Source organism: Brumicola pallidula DSM 14239 = ACAM 615, assembly GCF_000428905.1.
Lineage (GTDB): Bacteria > Pseudomonadota > Gammaproteobacteria > Enterobacterales > Alteromonadaceae > Glaciecola > Glaciecola pallidula.
The window spans coordinates 466,496-485,343 of the sequence record NZ_KE386814.1; the positions used below are offsets into that span (position 1 = coordinate 466,496).

At 38.3% G+C, this 18,848-nt stretch carries 14 protein-coding genes; 8 read left to right on the forward strand and 6 right to left on the reverse strand.

All coding sequences use genetic code 11. The features are described from left to right. The 3 genes from G399_RS0112915 to G399_RS0112925 are packed head-to-tail and all read left to right on the forward strand — an operon-like array spanning window position 1 to window position 3,583. Window positions 1–855, forward strand: a complete 855-nt coding sequence (locus G399_RS0112915; RefSeq protein ID WP_006013088.1) for an XrtA system polysaccharide deacetylase — start codon at window positions 1–3, stop codon at window positions 853–855. Continuing rightward, window positions 845–2,416: an exosortase A gene (gene xrtA, locus G399_RS22190; protein WP_006013089.1), complete on the forward strand. Its 1,572-nt coding sequence runs from the start codon at window positions 845–847 to the stop codon at window positions 2,414–2,416. Before G399_RS0112915 ends, xrtA begins: the two co-directional genes overlap by 11 nt. Next, window positions 2,417–3,583: a glycosyltransferase family 4 protein gene (locus G399_RS0112925; protein ID WP_006013091.1), complete on the forward strand. Its 1,167-nt coding sequence runs from the start codon at window positions 2,417–2,419 to the stop codon at window positions 3,581–3,583. It abuts the gene before it with no gap. Between the two features lie 28 nt (window positions 3,584–3,611). On the opposite strand, the gene G399_RS0112930 is transcribed toward G399_RS0112925, so the two are convergent. Together G399_RS0112930 and G399_RS0112935 are read right to left on the reverse strand one after the other, a co-directional pair. Beyond that, complete coding sequence (locus tag G399_RS0112930) at window positions 3,612–4,193, reverse strand: acyltransferase (protein ID WP_006013092.1); 582 nt, start codon at window positions 4,191–4,193, stop codon at window positions 3,612–3,614. Continuing rightward, complete coding sequence (locus G399_RS0112935; protein WP_006013095.1) at window positions 4,190–5,389, reverse strand: TIGR03087 family PEP-CTERM/XrtA system glycosyltransferase; 1,200 nt, start codon at window positions 5,387–5,389, stop codon at window positions 4,190–4,192. Before G399_RS0112935 ends, G399_RS0112930 begins: the two co-directional genes overlap by 4 nt. A 200-nt stretch (window positions 5,390–5,589) precedes the next feature. Here G399_RS0112935 and G399_RS0112940 point away from each other — a divergent pair, with 200 nt between their 5' ends. The 3 genes from G399_RS0112940 (at window position 5,590) to asnB (ending at window position 12,440) form a co-directional block, all read left to right on the forward strand. Next, on the forward strand, window positions 5,590–6,462 hold the full coding sequence (locus G399_RS0112940; protein ID WP_006013100.1) for a glycosyltransferase family A protein: 873 nt from the start codon (window positions 5,590–5,592) through the stop codon (window positions 6,460–6,462). 176 nt (window positions 6,463–6,638) lie between these two features. Beyond that, the gene (locus G399_RS0112945; protein WP_006013101.1) at window positions 6,639–10,328 is read left to right on the forward strand and encodes an acyltransferase family protein; all 3,690 of its coding nucleotides are present in this window, start codon (window positions 6,639–6,641) and stop codon (window positions 10,326–10,328) included. Window positions 10,329–10,523: 195 nt separating this feature from the next. Further along, window positions 10,524–12,440 (forward strand): asparagine synthase (glutamine-hydrolyzing), encoded by a 1,917-nt coding sequence (gene asnB, locus G399_RS0112950; protein WP_006013104.1) that lies wholly within the window; start codon window positions 10,524–10,526, stop codon window positions 12,438–12,440. Window positions 12,441–12,553: 113 nt separating this feature from the next. On the opposite strand, the gene G399_RS0112955 is transcribed toward asnB, so the two are convergent. Then, entirely contained in the window at window positions 12,554–13,516 is a 963-nt protein-coding gene (locus tag G399_RS0112955; protein WP_006013107.1) for a hypothetical protein, read from the reverse strand. An 805-nt stretch (window positions 13,517–14,321) separates the two neighbouring features. Here G399_RS0112955 and G399_RS20685 point away from each other — a divergent pair. Further along, entirely contained in the window at window positions 14,322–15,185 is an 864-nt protein-coding gene (locus G399_RS20685; RefSeq protein WP_006013109.1) for a hypothetical protein, read from the forward strand. A 75-nt stretch (window positions 15,186–15,260) separates the two neighbouring features. Here the strand turns inward: G399_RS20685 and G399_RS20690 are convergent, their stop codons facing one another. From G399_RS20690 to G399_RS0112975, 3 genes are all read right to left on the reverse strand, one after another. After that, complete coding sequence (locus G399_RS20690) at window positions 15,261–16,019, reverse strand: sulfotransferase family 2 domain-containing protein (RefSeq protein WP_051288553.1); 759 nt, start codon at window positions 16,017–16,019, stop codon at window positions 15,261–15,263. Between the two features lie 39 nt (window positions 16,020–16,058). Continuing rightward, entirely contained in the window at window positions 16,059–16,760 is a 702-nt protein-coding gene (locus G399_RS0112970) for an SGNH/GDSL hydrolase family protein (RefSeq protein ID WP_006013113.1), read from the reverse strand. 66 nt (window positions 16,761–16,826) lie between these two features. Then, window positions 16,827–18,278: an oligosaccharide flippase family protein gene (locus tag G399_RS0112975; RefSeq protein WP_244877402.1), complete on the reverse strand. Its 1,452-nt coding sequence runs from the start codon at window positions 18,276–18,278 to the stop codon at window positions 16,827–16,829. 265 nt (window positions 18,279–18,543) lie between these two features. On the opposite strand from G399_RS0112975, the gene G399_RS0112980 reads away from it, so the two are divergent. Next, complete coding sequence (locus tag G399_RS0112980; RefSeq protein WP_006013116.1) at window positions 18,544–18,771, forward strand: hypothetical protein; 228 nt, start codon at window positions 18,544–18,546, stop codon at window positions 18,769–18,771. Window positions 18,772–18,848 lie beyond the last annotated feature (77 nt).

The window sequence follows — 18,848 nt, forward strand, 5'->3', positions numbered from 1 at the left end:
ATGCAGTCTCACCCAAAAAGACTTAACGCGATGACAGTGGATGTTGAAGACTACTTTCATGTGTCGGCATTCGAATCCGTTATTTCGCCTTCAGATTGGTCCAGCATAACGCCTCGTGTGGGTGATAACACGCACCGCTTAATCGATTTATTTAACCAGCACGGCATAAAAGGCACCTTTTTTACGCTAGGTTGGGTTGCAGAACACTGCCCGGATGTAGTTAAACGCATTGTCGATGAAGGACACGAGCTTGGCAGTCATGGCTCAAACCATCGGCGGGCAACTACAATGACCCCAGAACAAGTGTTCGAAGACATTCGCATCAGTAAAGATAAACTCGAACAGGCCTCAGGCGCTGCCCTTTTGGGTTATCGAGCACCTAGTTTTTCAATTAATAAAAGCAATGAATGGGTGTTTGATATTTTGGTCGAATTAGGCTTTAAATACTCATCCAGCACTTACCCTATAGAACACGACCTATACGGGGTGCCCGATTGGCCTCGATTTAAGCACCTGCGTAAAGAAGGCATTGTAGAAATTCCAGTGCCCACCTTAGCTAACAACGGCAAGAATACCGGTATTGGCGGTGGTGGTTATTTCCGATTATATCCTTATTGGTTATCTAATAGGCGTATAAAAAAATACATGCAAGACACTAACGAACCCTATAATTTTTACTTCCACCCGTGGGAGATAGATGCTGATCAACCTCGAGTGCAAGGCGCGCCGTTTAAATCTAAGTTGCGTCATTACGTTAATTTGCACGTGATGGAAAAAAAATTAGTGCAGCTCATAAATGACTACGAGTGGTCAACTATGTACGAAACATACAAGGATGTTATCGATGCTAAATAACGGGCAGGCGGTTCATAACACTGGCAGTCACACTATCAATTGGGCTTTAGGGGGGGTACTTCTTTGCTTATGGATAGGGCTAACGTTTCAAGGTTTAGTATCAGCGGTAAAAATTTGGTATATATCAGAAATTTTCAATCACTGCTTTTTTGTGTTGCCGGTCAGCTTATATTTAATCTGGGAAAAAAAGGACGATATTAATTGGCGTGCTCGACAGTGCACACTATTGGCTTTACCGTTCATTTTTTTGCAAGTACTTTTATACGTTATTGGCATTGCAGGCGATATTCAGTTATTTCAGCACGCGGCAATGTTTTCGTTATTGCCCACGCTTACATGGTTTTACCTGGGTAACCAGATAAGCAAACAGCTCATTTTCCCTCTCAGTTTTATGCTATTCGCCATTCCATTTGGTGAAGAACTTATTCCATTTTTACAAGAGATAACCGCAGATATATCAGTAGAAATGGTGTCTTGGACGGGTGTTCCTTTGTACCGTTCAGGTCTGTTTTTAGAAATTCCACAAGGTCGTTTTTTAGTTGCCGAAGCTTGTTCGGGAGTCAGTTTTTTAATCGCATCGATTGTGTTGGGTAATTTGTACGCTTACATGAATTTGAAACGTATGACAACACGTGTTGGATTTGTACTTTTGTCGGTTATTTTCCCAATTTTAGCTAATGCAGTTCGCGTTTTTGGCATCATCATGATCGGTTACGCGAGTGATATGAAGCATGCTGTTGGTGCTGACCACTTAATATATGGCTGGTTTTTCTTTGCGTTCGTGATCATTTGTTTATTAGGCATTGGTGAAATTATTCGCCGTTTTGAAAAGCGCTATCTTTTAAAACAAAATGCAGCAGGCGACAAGACTCTTGCCGGCGAGACTCTTGCTGACGAGACGATTGGTAACGCAGAAGTAGATACGTCAATTGAGCATATCGAGGGATTCAAAATAATCGGCTCGAAGTTGTTAGTCGTTGCAATAGTGCTCGTATTAGGTATCACAAAGTCTATCTCAATTAATTCAGCGGGCAGTATTGCTCCGCTTCAACCTGAATTTCAATTACCCTTTAGTGTTTTGCAAAAAGGCAATGTATTGTCTAATTGGCAACCCGAGTTCAAACATTCAACGCGCTCTGAGTTCCTCACAATACAGCATGAGAGCAGTAATTTTGTTTATTTTACAGCGTATTATGATGGCACTGATGGTGAATTAATTAGTGCTCAAAACGATATTTTTGCTGAGACAAGGTGGAGTTTGTCTGGCAAGCGGACTGGATCACTGGCTGATAACTTACGCATCAATAACATGACCTTAAAGAATGGGTCGGGTCAGCAACTTACCATTTATCACCTGTATATTATCAATGGTGCTGTATTTACCGATACTAAAAGGGCCAAGTTATATCAAGTGTGGTTGAAGTTGCAAGGCAAGCCATATGATGGCGTTTTCTTGGCAATTTCTGATAGTGCTGAATTTGATGAAGGCAGCATAAAGCCAATGTTAGCGCAGGCAGTAAGGGCACTTCAAGCTGGTTTTGCAGCAAGGGAGGCCAATTAAATGCCACAAACACAAGGGACACAACGAAAAAAAGTCCTGGTATTAACGGAAAACTTTCCGCCCAAATCAGGTGGCAGCGGAAGGTGGTTTTGGGAGCTGTATTCAAGGCTACCAAAAGAAGACTACATCATTGTTACCGATACTGTTGACGATAGCGCAATTGACCAGCAAATTGACAACACCGTTATTAGAATACCGCTTAAATCGGCTGAATGGGGCTTTAAAAGTCTTACGGGACTTGGTTTCTATTGGCGCAATGCCGTACAAGTTCGAAAGCTGACTAAAGCACATGGAATTACCCACATTCATTGCGGGCGAGTTATCCATGAAGGGGTTATTGCTTGGTTGGTGTCTTTGTTCACCAAGGTGCAGTTTGTTTGCTACATTCATGGTGAAGATATTGAGACGGCAGCAACAAGTCGTGAACACAGTTTGATGGTTAAACAGGTTTGTGCAAAAGCTGACATGCTAATTTGCAATAGCTTGAATAGTCAACATATCGCCCGCCGACTAAATTACGATGTGGGTAATACGGTTGTGCTGCATCCGGGGGCAGATTGTGAACGTTTTATTCCAGTGCCCTGCGACGATGATTTTAAGACGGATATGGCCTGGGCTGAGTATTCGGTTATATTGACTGTAGGGCGCTTACAAGCGCGCAAAGGACATGACAAAATGATAGCGGCGATGCCGACTATTTTAGCCGCTCACCCTAAAACGCTTTATTGCATTATTGGCGATGGTGATCAAAAGCCGCGTTTGCTTGGCCTAGTGAACGAATTGCAACTTGCGGACAACGTCATATTTCTTAACGAAATAAGCGACAAGCAGATGATCAAGTGTTATCAGCAATGTGATATTTTCATATTACCTAACCGAACGATTGCCAATGATATAGAAGGCTTTGGCATGGTGTTAGTAGAAGCACAAGCATGCGGCAAGGTAGTCATCGCCGGTGACTCAGGAGGCACAGTAGAAACAATGCTGCCAGAGCAAACGGGCTTTATTATTGACTGCACAAAACCAGATGTTATTGCCAGCAAAATAAATCAGCTATTAAGTGACACTGCATTAGCCAAGTCGATGGGTGCAAGGGGCGTTGAGTTTGTAAATGACATGTTTGACTGGAAAGCACATGCAGTAAAAGCTAAGAAACTGTTTGAATAACCTCAATAGAGTAGGAAATCCCCCGATATTAGCTTCTTAGTTTAATTATCTTTGCAGGGTTGCCACCCACAATCGCGTTATCCGGAACCGCATTAATAACAACGGAACCGGCGGCAACAACGCAGTTCTCACCTATATCAGCCAGTATAAGCGCGCCATTACCAACCCATGAATTTTTTCCTATGTCGATCGAGGTGTAGCTACCTCCTTGGTCCCTTATCGGTACATTAATATCATCAAAGTTGTGTTGTTTTGCGCCACTCATTATATGTACACCACTGCCCAATAGGACATTTTGTTTTATGCTGCACATACCGATATTGCATTGCGGCCCTATATAAACGCCGTTCGCAATGCACGTATCTTGTTGTGAAAGCAAAGTAGCAAAGGAGATCACCGCGTCTTTGCTGCAACTCTTCAGTGTAAAGCGGTAAAAGCCGGCTCTAAAATAAGCACCTGATTTGCCCGGAATTAAACTCAAAAGTTGACTGAAAAACGCAATACATTGATTCTTATTGATGACCAATGAGAGTAAAAAATAGGCGAGCGTAAAAGGTGAGGCTAGCAGCGCAAATAGTATAAATAGTATCTCTTTGAGTATGGATTTCATGTGCTTTTTTCAACTTGATTAGTTAAGGGTTTGAGTACTTCAGGCCAAGCATAATTGGCTAATATTGTTTGTCTAGCCGCTTTACCGATTGATTCGCGCAACTCAATCGATTCGAGTAAATTTAAACAATGCGTAGTGTACTGCTCTGCTGTATCTGCAAGTAGAACATCTTTCCCTGCACAATGAATAATCCCTTCTATCCCTTTCAATGTGGTAACAACCGGCAATTCACACGACATGGCTTGCAGCACTTTATTTTGTACGCCTCGAGCGATTTGAAAAGGCGCTATAAATATACAGGCGGATTGGAAATAAGGCATTATGTTGTCTACAAATCCGGTAACAGTAATATCATCACTTGTACCGAGCTTTTGTATGTTGGCACTGGGGTTCATGCCTGCAATTACCAATTTAGCATTGGGGTATTGGTCTTTGATTTGGGACCAGCAATTGGCAATAAACCATAAAACAGCATCAATATTAGGCTTGTAATCCATCACGCCGGTAAAAAGCAGAGTCGGGTGTTGTGGTCTAGTTATGTCGATGTTTGGCTTGAAAATACTATCATCAATTCCATTTGGTAAAATTGTAATGTTGCCTTGTTGCGTTACTTCATTTTTAAATAATTTAAGCTCCGCAGAGGCAATTAAGTAACATTCTTTGGATAACTTAGCGGCTTCAATTTCTAATTTTTTGACTAACTTGGCTTCGCGCTTATAGACTAAATTCATTGGAAAGTGCGCTTTGTGTTGGTACTGTTGCCATTTGTTTGAGTCGACATCCATAAAATCGGTTAAGACAGCAGGGCTGCTATGTTTGTTAGCTATTGAGTCGATATAGCGAACTAGTGATGAAGCGGTTAAAAATAAAAAGTCAGGCTCAAATGAGCGGGTTTCATTTTCAATTAGCTGTTTTACCCTAGAAGAGTAGAAATTTGCCTCGCTAAGCGAACGATTAGTCGCTAATGCTTTTGCAAAACGTAAGGGTTTATACTCCAGTTTAGCGGTATTCACGGTAATGCCCAGATCGAGTGCCAAAGCGGCGGCAAATTCTTCATCTTCTGGTCCGCTGCTAGGAGAAATTAATGACAAAGAGTGACCCAGTTGCTTTAATCTTTCTAGTTGATGATATGTGCGAAGCTTCTCGCCTTTATTGGGGGGGAAAGGCACTCGATGGGACACGACAAGAATTTTCAATTAATAACTCTCTTTTAAAACCAGCATTGTTGGTGACTAACTTTCTAGAAGCGATGTACTATAACAAAAATATCATACTAGTCATGTCATGATTGACCTACCGAACTCTTTTTAGGTATCCTTCTTATTATAATAAATTAAGTGCTCATTATTTTGGTTTTGCGCTTGGCTTATTAATTAATCATGCCAAGGAATATACAGTGACACAAGCCTCATACAATATCGTTATGTTTGCCTATAATGAAGCAAATAACCTTGCTAACTCAGTTACAGCAGTAGCTAACAACTGTGATAATAATTTACATAAATTTTATCTTATGGCAAATGGTTGCACGGACAAAACGGTCGAGGTTGCCGAAGCGCTAAAACGGAAACTGAATTTTGACAAAATGGAAGTTATTAATATTGAATTAGGGGATAAATGCAATGCATGGAATCACTATGTTCATAATGTTGCAGATGAAGAACCGCTTTGCCATTTTTTTGTAGATGCTGATGTTATTTTTAGCCAGCAATGCTTTCCATTGCTGGTTGAGAAAATAGCCAAGGCTAATGACTCGTGCCATATTATTGCTGGTATGCCCTTATCCGGTCGTAACCTCGAGTTTTATCAAAGTCTGGTGACAGAACGCTTCTGTTTTTTTGGAAACCTTTATGGGATGCATCAACGTTATCTCAAATTAGTCAAAGAGAAAAACTTCAAATTACCAATAGGCCTTAATTGGATAGATTCATTTTTAACCAAGGCAGCTAACACCGACATACAATTTATTCAGCGTAACCTGCCGGATCGCGTGATACATCTATCCGGTGTCGGTTTTCATTTTGAGAGTTTATCGCCATTTAATTGGGATGATATAAAACTCTATAAAAATCGAATCGCAAGGTATGAATTAGGTAAAATACAAGAAACTTATCTGGACGACATAGCAGCTAATAACTGGCCTGCGACAATGCATGAAATTAATCTATTAATAGCAGAGTCGTTCGAACAAAAAACTGAAGCATTGGGCCTTGTTAAAAAATATTTAGTGAAAAAGCGACTGGGACGTTTGATAGCGAAAGGTAAATAAACGTAAAGAGAAAACGTAAATACATAACGTAAATACATAACGAGTGCTAAAACCGAAGCATCAGCTTTATTCAAATGATTATTTACTTGGGTTTTGTGATGGCACAAATTAGTGCATTTGGTATATTAGTTCACATGCTACTGCCTTAATGCACCAATGACTGTTTAATATTAACTATGAAATCAATTTTCTTTTTTATTTCCATATTAATTGTTTATGGTTCACTGTATCCATTCAATTTTACACAATCCGCGCTCACAGAACAGGCTATCACAGCCCTTTTTAATTTCGATATCACAAAAACACACCTAACTGATTTAATTGCTAATATTGTTCTATTCGTGCCATTCGGTGTTTTTTTACGAGCCGCCTTCCCAAAATATAACTCAGCAGGGCAACTTTTACTGCTCTCATTAATGACATTTTTGTTCGCATATTCAATTCAAGCACTGCAGCTTTTCACTGAAGACCGCCAGCCATGGGGCGGCGATGCAATATGGAATATGATTGGTTACGCTATTGGCGCTTTCCTATATGCATCACTTCGTTTGGACTTTCTGAAAACATTTAAAGTGAGCCATAGCCACCAACAGATCTCCTTTTTTATCGCTTTTATTATAATCGCACTAGAACTGGCTCCCTTTGCCCCGTCAATTGATTTTGATGTACTCAAAGCAAATATAAAGCTACTGCTTAATTCACCTTCTATTGGTTGGTATTGGACATTTGAAAATACCGTTTTTTGGCTAGTTACTTTTTATCTGCTAAAAATAGCTTTCCCAAATTGGACCCGCATTAATAAGCTCAGTTTATTAGTTATGCTTATTTTAACGTCCAAGTTCCTAATAATATCTAGCAATATCAACCTATCTTCGTTAGCTGGAGGTATTCTTTCTTTGCTTATTTGGAAGGTATTTTCGCAACGAATTAATGCACAACAACTGGCTATGTTGTTGCTTATCACTATTCTTGGTAATGGTCTCTATCCTTTTGAATTAAGAGAGCAGGTAGGCACATTTAAATGGTTACCTTTTTCTGCCTCGATGGACGGTAACTTGCTCATCAATATTATCGCCTTTACTAAAAAAATGGTTTTTTATGGAGGGGTAGTATGGCTATTTTATTTAGCTAAACGCCGTTTGCTGTTTGGGGTCGCTATTTGCGCTGCAATCGTATTGTTATCCGAGTTTTTACAAATATTCTTTACTAATTCAGTGCCTGATAGTACTGATTTTTTCATTGTTATCATGGTGGCTTTTATTATCCATCAATGCTTGAAATTGAAGTCGGGTATTAATGAGCTTCTGCCTCTTCAAAGCCAGTCAGCGGGCAAGGATAATAACGTGCTTTTAACGTCACCTAAAAATATCCACAATATGATAAGCGCGCCTTATATCTTTGGCTTAGATGGACTTAGAGCTATCGCTGCCTTGGCGGTATTTATTGTTCATTTTCAGCAGTTCACAGGGATCGGCGGTGTATTTCTGTTTATTGATTTTGAACGCTGGATGATCAATGGCAACACAGGTGTTGCACTATTTTTTGTATTAAGCGGCTTTTTGTTATCAATGCCTTTTTGGCATTCATTTAAAAGTAATCAATTTCCTAATATTAAACATTACTTTATTAATCGCGCGGCCCGAATTATTCCTCTTTACTATCTGTGTTTGTTTGGCCTATTGGCTATCAAAGGCTTTCAAGGTTCTGATGTAAACTTCAATAACATAATCTCGCACTTGTTCTTTTTACATAACTTAAAAGACTATCAGGTGATGAGTGTAAACCCGCCGTTTTGGACATTGGCGGTGGAATTTCAGTTTTACCTTTTACTGCCATTGTTTTTCGTCTTGTTGTTTAAACTTGGCTTGCGTAAAGCTCAAGTACTTTGCTTTTTGCTTATTCCGGTTATCTACCTATGTTATCGGTACTTTATGGGGCAAATGGCTATTCATAATGAGTGGCCCATCAGTATACCGTTAATTTGGCCTTTCGGTGTTTCGGTAGAGTCAGCTGCGGGGCAATCACTTATTTACTCTCTGTTTGCTCATTTACCGCATTTTTTAATTGGTCTGTTTGCAGCCAGTTTTTATAAGCAGAATACGTCCAAATGGGCAGAGGTCGTATTTTGGGTAAGTGTGGGCCTTGTATTTGCAATATTAGCAACAGCGTTAGATGAGTCGTTGCAGTTGGATTTTGGTCGCTATAACTTCCCGTTTGTGCCGGTGCTGTTAGGATTAATCGTCTACACTGCCCCGCAAGCGAAATGGGCTCGCTATTTTTTAGAATTAAGCGCCTTGAAGTGGCTTGGTGTTATTTCATACGGGGTTTACATATTCCACTATCCTATCCAAAAAACCACGTTAAAGGCTTTTGAGGCGATCAATATCGATGTGTCACAACAAGTGTTGCTGTACTTATTTATTACGCTGGCAGCGACGCTGCTGGTTTCGCATTTCGCATACAAATTGATTGAAAGACCCGTAATGACATGGTTCAAACGAGCCTCATTAGCTAAGGATGAGAGCAAGGTTGCTAATGAACAATTAAAAAATGCAGGCGCTCAGCTACCGAGTAAGTTGAGAAAACCGACTAAAAAGAGGTTTTCATTGGCTTTGATAACACTCGCTGTGCTAGCCGCTAGCATCGCTTTTGTGCTTAACATGTCAGCACCTAAAGTGAAGGTAGAGCAGGTGTATTGGGCGGGTTCTAAAGCGAATCGAATGATTTTTGACCATCATGCTCATACCACTTATTCAGATGGTGAAAAGTCGGTAGCAGAATTAACCGAGTTAGCTTATATCAGGGGCTGTGATGCATTTTCTATTACTGATCATTCTCAAGATCAGCGAAGCTTTTCGTCAGCAAAATTACGCGAAATTGCGGCAATGAGAAAAAAGTATCCGGTCATGTTAATTTTTGCAGGCATAGAATTAGGCATGCCATCTTATGATGGGCGTGAGCATGTGAATATTATTACCACGCCAGAATTTGAACGCCAAACGTTAGGTGCTGTTATGTCAGCTTTGCAAACATCCACAGCCATGCCTGCGAAAGAGCGCGACTTGCACGTTCTCAGCGCGATTAACAGGGTAAGTAATGCAATAGATAATACGATTGCGATTTACAATCATCCAAGTAGAAAAGATGAAAATAAAGGACAAGATGAAAACTACGCCGATATTACTTTTTGGAATCAAGATGTAGACTACATTACTGCAATAGCCGGTGCGCCTGGTCACCAAAATAAAGCGCAAATAGGGTCTTACGAAGGACAAATTTTACCCACGGACCGCTGGGACCCGATTGTTGCGACTGTAGGCGGAACATGGGATACGCTGCTAGCAGAGGGACATAAAATATGGGGCGCTATTGCATCCTCCGATTATCACAATGATGCGATGGATTATGGCCCTTGTGAATTTTCTAGAATACATGTCGATGCGCCAACAAAAGATTACTCAGGGTTGATTAGCGGTATCAAGGCCGGTTCGTTTTGGGCCGATCATGGCAAGCTGTTACGTGACTATCAATTCACGGTGGAAAGTAAAGACGATGGTTATCGTGTTTATCCGGGTGGAACACTCAAGCTAATGGGAAATAAGCGTATTTTGTCGGTTGATATAACGGCGAAGCGCAGTGAGAACTACAAGAATGATTTTCTAAGGTTTGATTTGATCACCAATTGCAGCAACGATGAAGTGCTTGTTCGCAGCACGCTGCTGGCACCAGAGGAGAGCAGCGTCTCGTTATTATTGCCAATAGTTAAACAAAAAGGTGCGTGTTTTGTGCGCTCGCGAATAGTCAGAGAGTCACTTGAGGAGAATAAATTAAGTGCTTACTCGAATCCTATTTTTGTTGTTTTTTAAAGGTCGGTTATAGTTTTACGCTACCGGCCTTAAACAACGGTATTGCATGAACCACTGCTAGCGTTTATTCTTCAAGCTGCGGTTTATACTGAATAGATACTGTTCAATGGTAATAAGAATATGACCTAGGACGTCTAGTTAGCAATAGCTTAATAGGCTATAAAACAAAAATATACATTGGTCTTAAGGTTATTTATGTGTGGTATTGCTGGGTTTTTAACGAAAAATTATGAACAGTTAACAACAAACGATCTCGTTGCAATGGGCAATGCTATTTCTCATCGAGGGCCTGATGCTCATGGCGAGTATTTAGATAATACCGTTGGTCTTTGTCATAGACGTTTAAGTATCCTTGATCTATCAGAAGCAGGTAATCAACCCATGTTTTCTGATGATGAAAATGTGGTTATTGTCTTTAATGGTGAAATTTATAATTTTTTGGAGCTTAGGCAAGAGTTACAGCAAGACGGAGTCAGCTTTCGTTCGGGCACTGATACTGAAGTTATTATTAAACTCTATGAAAAGTACGGTGTAGATTGCCTAGACAAACTAAACGGCATGTTTGCTTTCGCATTATGGGATAAAAAGCGAAACAAGCTGTTTATCGCAAGAGATCGTCTAGGTAAAAAGCCACTCTATTATTATCAAGAAGAACCAACTTCAGGTCAAAATAATGCCAATCAAAGGTTTGAAAAATTCGCGTTTGGGTCTGAAATTAAAGCTATTTTAGCGCTACCTGATATTAAAAAAGAAATTCGATTAGACGCTGTTCACGATTTTTTTGCTTATCAGTATATACCGGATCCAAAAAGCATATTTAAACACATTCACAAGCTTCCTCCTGCTCACTACATGGTGATTGAGCAGGGTGAAATCACCATCGAAAAATATTGGGAATTAAGTTTTGCGCGTCAATCCGAATTAGATGAAAAGCAAAACGTCAGTATCCTGCAAGATCTGATAACACAAACCACGAAAAGACGCATGATCAGTGACGTGCCCTTGGGCGCATTTTTAAGTGGCGGGGTGGACTCCAGTGGCGTTGTTGCCACCATGTCAACGCTGTCGGATAAACCCATCAAGACCTGTACCATTGCATTTGACAATAAAAAATACAACGAAGCTGAGTTTGCTAGATCAGTGGCCGAACAATACGGCACTGAGCACCATGAATTTTTGGTACATCAAAATGTGGCTGATTCAATTGAACACATCGTCAGTTTTTTTGATGAGCCCTTTGCTGATCCCTCGCTAATACCTACTTTTTTTGTGTCCGAATTAGCACGTAAAGAGGTGACGGTTGCCATTGCCGGTGATGGTGGTGATGAAGTATTTGCAGGCTACGAAAAGTACGCAAGCGATCATATTGAAAACCAGTTGAGGAATAAATTTCCGCATTGGATACGAAAAACCATTTTCCCGAGTTTAGCCACCGGTTTTGGTATGGTTAATATTGACCTGTGTAAACGAGCAAAAAGCTTGCTAACGAGCGTAAGTGTCAGCCCACAAATGGGCTTTTATATTACCAACAGCTTCATAACAGATGAAACGTGGAATAAATTAGCAACGAACGACGTAAAGGAACAACTCGGTAACTATCATCCATCGTCTTTTACCTTGGAAAAATATAATGAAGCCGATGGCCCTGATCATTTAAGCAAAATACTGTATACCGACATGAAAACCTATCTAGCGGGTGGTATTTTAGTAAAGGTTGATAGAATGAGCATGGCGAACTCACTTGAGGTAAGGGCACCTATATTAGACAGGGAAGTAATTGAGTTTGCCGCGACCTTACCCTCGGACTTGAAATTCAAGAATAAAGAGAAAAAATACATTCTCAAAGAAGCATTTAAGCCGTATTTAAATGACGATATTTTGTATAGAAAGAAAATGGGTTTTTCAGTGCCATTGGCGCACTGGTTTAGGGTTGAAATAAGAGACATAGCACAACGGTATCTTATTGATGAAGTGAGTGGCTTAGGCACCGTATTTGACTTACAGCAGGTTAGTCAGGTTTGGAATGAACACCAAAATGAACAGAGGGATCATAGTGCGCTGCTTTGGTCGATGTTGATGTTTGAGATGTGGTGGCAGAGGTATATGGTGTAAAGTACATTGGTAATAAGCGGCTTTATACTCTATTACAAAACAGGAAAGTTTTCTGACGACAATATTTAAATATGATGACGAGCAGCTCAATTTTCTAAAATATAGGCAAATGCTCATGTTTTTTCTAAATTGTTCTCAATTGACACTATCGTACTATTTGTAAAATTTTGTTCTATTAGATTTTTATTGGATTCTGCAAAATGTTTTTCGATCTCAGCATCAAAAGAAGTTGTGAAGTCCCCTTTGAACGGCAATTTTTTTGCGAGATAGTGTGAGATTCTTATTATTTTGCTGTTGTAGTTAAGTGCCAAAGGGCTTCTGCTAACTAACATGTTTATATATCTTAATATATTAAGAGTTCGAAAATTAGGCGACTGATTTTTAGTATTACTAGCAATAGTTAAAGTATAACTTTTATTAGGTTCTTTTATTTTCTCTAAAAAATCTTCGATAAGGCGTTTACCGGTTAAATTAGTCTCCCGCGATATTTCACTTATTTCAATATTTCTGTTTCCAAATACTTGAGCCCATTGATCAACTGTCGCAAAGTAATTATAAATTTTATCATCATATATAGTTGAAATAAATTCATTATAGGAACTAGTGGTTAGTGACGGCCCTTTCACGAGTTGCGCATAAACACTTTTAACTAACTTAGTCTGCTTTCTGTAGTAAAAAATTAAAGTGATTTTTTCAAAGAAGGGCATTGTTAACTCAGCGATTTTTTGTATCGCTGCTGGGGAAGAACACTGAGAGTAAAGTGCTTCACTAGAAATGATAAGCTTATTTATATTACCCGATCGTTTTTTTTCTTCAAGATAGGTTTTCACCACCTTACCAAATTGCTCAGCGTGTATCTTTAAATCTTCCTTTGAGTGCGAACATAAAATATCTGTATAGTAATGTGCATTCTTCGGGTATCCAGCCCAAGCAGCTAGCTGCCAATTGTTTTTGTAATTCAAAAAATCGGGCACTGCACAAGCTGATTCCTCCAATGTTTTACTATTCTTCTCTAGGAATGATTGAATCGAAGTGGAGCCGGCTTTGTGACTACCAATATGAAGAAATAATTCCATAAAATTTTAATCCTTTTTCATTTCGTAAATTACGCGCGACCACGTGGCTGATCAATATTAGACTGAAGTAACAGTCCATAAACGTTTTGTAAGGCTGTTATATATGCGTATCGAATTAAGTATAATATTAGATAAGTTAGAAAAGACAAGCGAATCCGACACTATCAGATAATTTTATTTTCCTTTTTTTAAAATGCTTAAGTAATCCTAATTGTTCATTATCTGTTTTTGCAAAATCTAATAATCAGTATTTGGTCAAAGAGTAAAATTGTTGATGCTGCATAACAGCTATGAATATTGTCAGTATTTATAACTTTTTGTTCGAAGAAAACTGGACTTAAATAGTCAATACAGTAGACTTTTGCTTGTTACTATAAAATCATCACTTAGCAGTAAATATGACACTGTAATTTATATGAAGCGAACTAATTAGTCCTTCTCTTATAGGTATGTGATAACTTAAAGTAATTTGAATTTATAATTGGGAGCTATCTAAAGCGTTAATTCGGATAAGGTGCCTTGATGTTATGAACTGTTGTATTGCAGGTGAACTAAGAGCTTCATAGCGTTCATTATTCAGGCACAAAGTAAACGATTAATTGCTGACATTAATAGGTATACGTTTAGCTAAATCTATGCTTGGGAATCACAAGATGTTTAGAACATTAAGGTTTACCACTAATTTTTAAGAAATATGGCCAGAACCAGCAATGTTCTATAGGATGCGGAAGGAAAAACTTCCAATGACAAAAATAACTCTTAAAATGTGAATTCTCTGTGTTACCAGTTTTAAAAAGGTTTTTATATGAGGTCATTAAAAGAATACTATTGGCTACTTGAATCATTCATTTATGAAAGTTATGCGAGAGGTATGCGTGTAAAAAGAGCTTTAGTAATGCATAACTTAGAAGCTCCGCTCATCGTAAGTTTTACATCATACCCGCCACGGTTTGCAAAACTTCACCTTACAATTAAATCGATATTGAATCAATCGATCAGACCCGATAAAATAATGCTTTGGGTTGCAGAAGCGGATTTTGCAGCCCTCACCGACGAAGTGCTATTGTTATCAAAGAATAATAATGATTTTGAAATAAAATGTTGTGAAAACATTAGATCCTATAAAAAACTGATACCAACTCTAACTTTCCATCCTGAGGCGTTTGTTGCCATTGCCGATGATGATGCTTATTACTCAACAAACTGGTTGCATCAACTGACATCATGCTACACTGATAGCAGTCAAATAATAGCCCACCGAACTCACAAAGTGGCATATGATACCAATTGTATATTTCCTTATCAACAATGGGCTCAAACCTCGAATGGCACCAACAATGATGTGCTTATGGCAACAGGGGTTGGAGGGGTTCTATATCCACCTGGTTGCTTCAATGAAAAGGTGCTTGAAAAAGATTTATTCATGGAGCTATGCCCGACGGCAGATGATATTTGGTTTTTTTGGATGTCGCGAATAAATGGAGTTAAAACCGTCATGACACCTCATAAAACTAACACGGTATGCTGGATTGGTACTCATGACTCTGGATTGGCGCAAACTAATGTGGCACATAATGGTAATGATGTTTGTCTTAATAATCTTATTAATTCATTTGGGCTGGACGAAATATTAGATACTTTCCCAAAAAAAAGCAAAAAAGAGCATTAGCGACATCCATTAAACCGGCTTGCTAGCATTTAAACAGTTCGTTTTATCTGTCTTACCAAAAACACCTTAGCTAAACTACAGTTGAATTGTGCGCACAGGTTCAATAACGCCATCAAAACTATAATTCAATAAGTCTATATCTTTTGCATAAATTTTTGCTGCTTTAGCTTTCGTTTTTTCATCATAGAAGTCTCTATAATCAGCACGCTTTACAACGTTATCTTTTTTCAAATCACCTTTTGTTCCCAATTTCCCTGCAATAAAATCGAAGTCATCTTCTAACAATTCCAAATATCCAATATAATCAACTGTAACTTTATTGTGCCTATCAATAATATATGTCCACTGGGGTTTAAAGTGGTGATATTTATTAATGTTATCTTCCGTTAGCCATTCATTTACAAAGTTTTCAAAGCTGCCAAATGACGCTAGCTCAGCTTTGAAAAAAGCATCGTCAAATTCGTTCATTCCTCCTTTTGCTAAAAAGGTATAAGCGGATACGAGTCTATCCCATGGATTTCTGACAATCGTGAATTTAAAATAAGATAAAAATTTGCTTGGAGGAAACACATTTATGTATTGGTCAAGTTGGGTGTGTCCTCCTGCAATACTTTTAAAAAGCGCCTTATTTACTGAGATACCCGCACATTTAGGAATATGGACAAAAATAGCTTTTGCGTTGTCAAATGGGAGATATCCACCAGAGAGTTTATCATCTTGAAGTCGCAATAATTGCAATCGCTTAAAGACTTTGTTTCTAGTAAATTTAAAATCATACCACCTTACGAGCAGGTAACATTTCTTCGGAAGTTTTCTTAACAGATCAAATTTCAAACTTATATCCCTAGCAGCGACTTTCAGTACCTATAATTTTTAGGATTTTAGGATTTTACTCAAGTGTTTTATTAACAAATTTAAATAAATCGACTGGTTGTAATGATGATCATTTGGATTGTCATTTAATAATTGTTCAGAGATCAAACCATCTTTTCCAATTGAATCGTTATCTAAATCCAAAAAGTGGCATCCCTGAGCTTCTGAAACTTTTTTCATCCGACAATTAAATCGCAATGTAAGTTCAGTCCGCTCTCTCAGGGTAGCTTTGATCTCTTTTCTCAAATTAGCAATTTCGCCCCAAGACTGATCATCTTTTATTGTAGGGATAGGTGCGCTAACGACAATCGTATTATCGGAACCTTTGTGATTTCGCAAAAACTCTTGATAATTCAAAACGCAAGTCTCTAGCATCTCTTCTACTGTGGTATCGTATTTGTCTGCTCGGTACCAAATCACAAACCCTGTATCAACTTCACCTAGTTGAGTTATCAAAGTATGTGGTTTTATTTCTTTAAATGCTCTCTCGAACAGATCTTTCGCATTAGTCTTCGAATTTGGATTAGTCAAACCTGAGATAGTTGCACCACCAACATTTTCCACATAAGTTGTATAATGTTGTTTGAAAAATAGATTGAATTCAGGACATTGAAATACGGCAGTGTGTGAGTCACCTAATACCAGAACTCTACTTTTTTTAGAAAATTTAAGCTTGATTTTGTCAAAAACTGATAATTTCATTTTAACTATCAAACCTTTGTGTTATTTGTGTTATTTGTGTTATTTGTTTTATTTTAACTATGCTATTCATCGTTGCAATCTTTTTTTGATCGGTTCAATAGTTCTGAGTAATAGCGTTTCAAGATATTTCCATTCCTGAAAGCGATGGCGAAAGATTAAGTGAAAAACAAATACTGTTCCATAGAAAGTTAAAAATGTGAACATTGTCGCTATGAGTAATTTTAGAAAACTATAATTAGTTAGTGTCACAAAATAACTAGAAGAAATTGCGGCTAAAACTGCTCCTAGCAAAAAAGGAATTATGGAAGCTAATAAAGAAAGCGTGTTTTTAATGCTAGTGTATTTGACTGTAATAAGTATTAAAAATACAAAACACATTATATTTTCTATTCCAACTCTTACAGATGTAAAAAGTAACAAATCTTCAATACCTACGGCAAAAAGTGAAGAATAAAGAATAACAAAGGCTACACATTCATACATAAAAATATGTTTCGTTTTACCATATACTATTAATACTCTAAGGCATTGATTAAGCATAACAAAAGCGGGTACTAACAACGAAAATGTACCTAAAAGGACAGAATATTCAAGCCAATTCTTACCCAACAAAACGAGTGTAACAATTTCATGATGAAAATACATTGTACAGGTAATTGGCAGAGCAATTAGCATTGTTATAATAAAGGAAGTATTAAATTGTTTTGCAAATTCATTTGGATTGTGCATAGTTTTCCTTAACTCAACTAAAAATGGCTGAATAATCGGCAGAACAATATGTGAACTTGGCATGAAAGCAATATATTTCATAGTATGGTAAGAACCCAACTCAGCCTTTCCAAAAGTCGAACTGACGATAAATGTATCTAATTGAGTCCTTATATATCCAAAAATCGATTGCGGTATAATCCAGCTTGAAAACTGCCACTGTTCTCGGGCATTTTTCAAGGTCAGCTTTGGACGATGTGGATGTACAAAGTAAGAGCCCACTAGCATCAAAACAGCATTCGTAGCTTGGCCAAATATTAAAGCCCAATAGTTCTGCAAAGTTAATGCAGAAAAAATTGCTACTATTACTGATATAACCTTCGCTACTAAACTAATCTTAATAAGCTTTGTGTAGTTTTGTTCACGCCTTAAAAATACTTCTCCTGGATTTCGTAAGCCGCTCAACATGAACACACATGTTAATGACAATATAACATTAATCAATCTGGGATCATCATAGTAGTCAGCAATAAGAAAAGATAAAGCTGCTATAAGTGTCGCTATAGAGCCTTTAAAAATAACGTCTATAGTAAAAGCTGTATTTACTTTTTCTTCGTCTATTTCATCAACACGGAGGAGATATTGCAGGGAACCGGTATTTGAGAGAATTTCAATAAGACCAATAATTAAAATTGCAATCGCTACAATACCGAAATCTTCGGGCAATAAAACGCGGGCTAAAATTAGAGTACTGACCAAACCAATCATTTTCTTTAAGATAGATTCACCCAGCAGTAATATACTACTCAACGCCCCTTTTCTTAGATTACTCATTTTATTTTGATAGTCATTTTTTATCCGGATCTTATGTCAAAACGCCCGTTGCCTTGGAAGTCATTTTCGTTTAAGTATTCAGTGTAAACGTGCTAGTTATTAGAGCATACGTTCTTTTTAGTTTAGTGCCAAGTTGGTTCGAGTTAATTAGCGCATTGCCTCACAAAATACCACACTACCCATAGGTCGTTGCCTCATCTAATATAACACTACTTGTACATTGCGATGTAGGGGATATTTGATGATTGGAACAATGAGCTTAACAACAAGACGCGAGTTGCTGAATAGCGTTAGGCAGCGATATGAAAACGCTGATTGGATTGATAAAGGGCGAGTATTGGACGGCTTTGCTGCTGCCACTGGATATGAGCGCAAATATGCAATACGACTTCTCAATACTGATGAAACAACGACTGCACCGAGAAAACGACACGCCTCCCAGAAGTATGATGAGCAAGTAGAGTGCTAAGAATGTATGTCAACTTTTCCCAAACGTCGCTGAAATTACTGAAGAAAGAGCGAATTGGCGCAAAAGTATCAAAAAAT

Bases quoted from the DNA above. Each gene is read 5' to 3' on its own strand.
- G399_RS0112915 (WP_006013088.1), top strand. From the start codon at position 1: ATGCAGTCTCACCCAAAAAGACTTAACGCGATGACAGTGGATGTTGAA.
- xrtA (WP_006013089.1), top strand. From the start codon at position 845: ATGCTAAATAACGGGCAGGCGGTTCATAACACTGGCAGTCACACTATC.
- G399_RS0112925 (WP_006013091.1), top strand. From the start codon at position 2,417: ATGCCACAAACACAAGGGACACAACGAAAAAAAGTCCTGGTATTAACG.
- G399_RS0112930 (WP_006013092.1), bottom strand. From the start codon at position 4,193: ATGAAATCCATACTCAAAGAGATACTATTTATACTATTTGCGCTGCTA.
- G399_RS0112945 (WP_006013101.1), top strand. From the start codon at position 6,639: ATGAAATCAATTTTCTTTTTTATTTCCATATTAATTGTTTATGGTTCA.
- asnB (WP_006013104.1), top strand. From the start codon at position 10,524: ATGTGTGGTATTGCTGGGTTTTTAACGAAAAATTATGAACAGTTAACA.
- G399_RS0112955 (WP_006013107.1), bottom strand. From the start codon at position 13,516: ATGGAATTATTTCTTCATATTGGTAGTCACAAAGCCGGCTCCACTTCG.
- G399_RS20685 (WP_006013109.1), top strand. From the start codon at position 14,322: ATGAGGTCATTAAAAGAATACTATTGGCTACTTGAATCATTCATTTAT.
- G399_RS0112970 (WP_006013113.1), bottom strand. From the start codon at position 16,760: ATGAAATTATCAGTTTTTGACAAAATCAAGCTTAAATTTTCTAAAAAA.
- G399_RS0112980 (WP_006013116.1), top strand. From the start codon at position 18,544: ATGATTGGAACAATGAGCTTAACAACAAGACGCGAGTTGCTGAATAGC.